Genomic DNA, 4,116 nt, shown 5'->3' with positions numbered 1-4,116 from the left:
GACCCGATCAGCCCGTCGTCCGTCACCCCCGCCGCATGCACGACCCCGGTCAGCGGATGCTCGGCCGGCACGGCCGCCAGCAGCGCCGCGAGCGCGGCACGGTCCGCCACGTCGCACGCCGTGGTGATCACCTCGGCGCCCAGGGCGGCGAGTTCGGCCTCGAACTCCACGGCTCCCGGTGCCAGTTCCCCGCGACGGCTCACCAGCAGCAGATGCCGCACACCGTGCCCGACGACCAGGTGACGAGCCACCAGCCGCCCCAACGTCCCGCTCGCACCCGTCACCAGCACCGTGCCACCCTCCGCGAAGGAGACGGCAGCACCCTCACCGGCAGCCACCCGCGCCAGACGCGGCACCAGCACCCGACCGTCACGCACCGCGCTCTGTTCCTCGCCCGCGTCGAGCAGAGCGGGCAGGACGCCCACCGACTCCGCGTCCCGGTCCAGGTCGACCAGGAGGAACCGGCCCGGGTGCTCCGACTGCGCGGACCGCACCAGGCCCCGGACGGCCGCCTGGGCCGGATCGACCTCCTTGTCGCTGTCCCGTGCGACCACCGCGTTGCTGGTCAGGACCACGAGCCGGGAGTCGCTCAGCCGCTCGTCGGACACCCACTGCTGCACCAGCTCCAGCATCCGGTGGACGGTGCGGTGCACGTGCTGGGCGGGGTGGTCGCTGTCGACCCGGCCGCCCACCGCGGCCAGGACCACCGCGGGCACCTGGCCGCCGCTCTCCACCCGCCGCAGCACATCGGCCAGGTCCGGGTGGAAGTCGGCCTGCGCCCCGGTCTCCTCGACGGCGGTGCGCAGGCCGTCGTCGTCGCCGATGACGGCCCACGACTGCACCATCGGCCGCCACTCGACCGGCAGGACCGTCCAGTCGACGCGGTGGAGCGACTCCCCGCGGGCAGCGGTCAGCTCCTCGGCGACGAGGGGGCGCAGGACCAGGGAGTCGACGGTGGCGACGGGCCGGCCGGTGGCGTCGGCGGCCAGCAGCGAGACGGCGTCCGGTCCGGCCGGGGCCAGTTGCACGCGCAGCGCGCCCGCGCCGGTCGCCGCCAGGCGCACGCCGCTCCAGGAGAACGGGATCCGCCCCTGGCCGGTGTCGGGCAGCAGGCCGCCCAGGCCCACCGCGTGCAGGGCCGCGTCCAGCAGCGCCGGGTGGACACCGAACCCGTCGACCTCGGTGCCCTCCGGCAGCGCCACCTCGGCGAACACCTCCTCACCACGCCGCCACAGCCCGCGCAACCCCTGGAACACCGGACCGTAGGACAGGCCCAGGTCGGCCAGGCGGTCGTAGCAGCCCTCGGTCGCCACGGCCTCCGCCCCGGCCGGCGGCCAGTCCGCGAGGTCGAAGGCTTCGCTCCGCCCGGGTGCGACCGCTCCGGCCGCGTGGCAGGTCCACGGCTCGGAGCCGTCGCCCGCCTCCGGGCGCCCGTACACGTTCACCGTGCGGCGGCCGGTCTCGTCGGCGGCGCTCACCGTGATCTGGACCTGCACCGCGCCCTGCTCGGGCAGCACCAACGGCGCCTGGAGCGTCAGCTCCTCCAGGAGCTCGCACCCCACCTCGTCACCGGCCCGCAGCACCAGATCCACCAACGCCGTCCCCGGCACCAGCACCGCACCCGCCACCACGTGCTCCGCCAACCAGGGCTGAGCCGCAAGCGACAACCGCCCCGTCAACAACGCACCCTCACCACCGGCCAGCGTGACCACCGCCGCCAGCAGCGGGTGGCCGGCCGCCGTCAGGCCCGCCGCCGTGACATCGCCCGTCGGGCGGCCCGACTCCAGCCAGTAGCGCTCGTGCTGGAAGGCGTAGGTGGGGAGGTCGACCCGGCGGGCGCCCCGGCCGGCGAAGACGGCCTCCCAGTCGAGGGCGGTGCCCCGCACGTGCAGCTCGGCCAGGGCGGTGGTCAGCGCCGCTTCCTCGGCGCGGTCGGATCGCAGGGCCGGGACGGCGAGGGCGTCCGGCAGCGTCTCCTGGACCATCGAGGTCAGACCGCCCGGTCCGATCTCCAGGAACGCCGTCGTTCCCCGGGCTGCCAGGGCCGTGACCGCGTCGGCGAAGCGCACGGTGTGGCGGACGTGGCGCACCCAGTAGTCGGGGTCGGCCACGTCCTCGAAGGCGAGGAGCTGTCCCGTGAGGGTGGAGACAACCGGCAGGGTGGGCGCGCCGAAGGTGACGCGCTCCACGACCTCCCGGAAGCCCGCGAGCATCGGCTCCATCAACGGCGAGTGGAACGCGTGGGAGACCGTGAGCCGCTTCGTCCGGCGGCCCTCCAGCAGTGCGACGACCTCCGCGACGGCGTCCTCCGATCCCGAAAGCACCACCGAGGACGGGCCGTTGACCGCCGCGATACCCACGCTGTCCTCGCGACCGGCGAGCAGCGGCGCGACCTCGTCCTCCGCGGCCTGAACCGCCACCATCACCCCGCCCGGCGGCAGCTCCTGCATCAACCGGCCACGGGCCACCACCAGTTCGGCGGCATCTTCCAACGACAGCACCCCGGCCACGTGCGCCGCGGCGAACTCGCCGATCGAGTGACCGGCCAGGAAGTCCGCCCGCACCCCCCACGACTCCACCAGCCGGAACAACGCCACCTCGACCGCGAACAACGCCGGCTGGGTGAACTCCGTGCGCGCCAGCAGCTCCGCGTCCTCACCGAACACCACCTCCCGCAACGGCCGTCCGAGGTGGACGTCCACGGCAGCGCAGACCTCGTCAAACGCCGCCGCGAACACCGGGAACGACGCATGCAGCTCACGCCCCATCCCCAGCCGCTGACTCCCCTGCCCCGAGAACAGGAACGCCGGCCCGGCACCCGGGGAAGCGGCGCCGCGCGCCGACCCGGGGAGTTGCCGGTCCTCGGCCATCGCGGACAGGCCCCGGAGCAGTTCCTCCCGGTCCCGGCCCACCACCACGGCGCGGTGCTCCATCGCGGCGCGCGAGGTCGCCAGCGAGTAGCCGAGGTCGACCGGGTCGAGTTCGGGGCGCTCGGTGACGAACGCGGCCAGGCGCCGCGCCTGCGCCCGCAGCGCGGGCTCGTCCTTGGCGAACAGCGTCCACGGCACGACGGCGGCACCGCTGGCCGGTGCGCTCTCCGGCTCCTCGTCGGCGACCGCCGCCGGGGCCTGCTCCAGTACGACGTGCGCGTTGGTGCCGCTGACACCGAACGAGGAGACACCGGCCCGGCGCGGGCGGCCGTCCTGCGGCCAGTCGACGGCCTCCGTCAGCAGCTCCACCGCGCCCGCCGACCAGTCCACGTGCGACGAGGGCTCGTCCGCGTGCAGGGTCTTCGGCAGCACACCGTGCCGCATCGCCATCACCATCTTGATCACACCCGCGACACCCGCCGCGGCCTGGGTGTGACCGATGTTCGACTTCACCGAACCCAGGCGGAGCGGCTTGTCCGCCGGCCGCTCCTGGCCGTAGGTGGCCAGCAGCGCCTGCGCCTCGATCGGGTCACCCAGCGTCGTACCGGTCCCGTGCGCCTCCACCACGTCCACGTCCGCCGCCGACAACCCGGCGTTCGCCAGGGCCTGGCGGATCACCCGCTGCTGCGACGGCCCGTTCGGCGCCGTCAGCCCGTTGGACGCACCGTCCTGGTTCACCGCCGAGCCCCGCACCACCGCCAGTACCCGGTGCCCGTGGCGCTCGGCGTCCGAGAGCCGCTCGACGAGCAGCATGCCCGCCCCCTCGGCCCAGCCCGTGCCGTCCGCCCCGGCGCCGAACGCCTTGCAGCGGCCGTCCGCCGACAGCCCGCGCTGGCGGCTGAACTCGATGAAGGTGTTCGGCGTCGCCATGACGGTGACGCCACCGACCAGCGCCAGCGAGCACTCGCCCGAGCGCAGCGCCTGCGCCGCCAGGTGCAGCGCGACCAGCGAGGACGAGCACGCCGTGTCCACCGTCACCGCCGGCCCCTCCAGGCCGAAGGTGTACGCCACCCGGCCGGACGCCACGCTGCCGGAAGTACCCATCCCGAGATGGCCTTCGAGGCCGTCCGGCACCTCGGCGAGCTGCGAGGCGTAGTCGTGGTACATCACGCCGGCGAAGACACCGGTCCGCGAGCCCTTCACCGAGGTCGGATCGATCCCGGCCCGCTCGAACGCCTCCCACGAC

1 protein-coding gene is annotated in these 4,116 nt (G+C 74.6%); it reads right to left on the bottom strand.

From position 1 onward, the window contains the following. Positions 1 to 4,116, bottom strand: a 4,116-nt coding sequence (locus ACFXAM_RS38070; RefSeq protein WP_380298449.1) for an SDR family NAD(P)-dependent oxidoreductase, incomplete at both ends; no start/stop codon positions are given.

The sequence above is a fragment of the Kitasatospora sp. NPDC059462 genome, assembly GCF_042749955.1.
Lineage (GTDB): Bacteria > Actinomycetota > Actinomycetes > Streptomycetales > Streptomycetaceae > Kitasatospora.
This window is presented reverse-complemented; position numbering and strand designations above follow the sequence as displayed.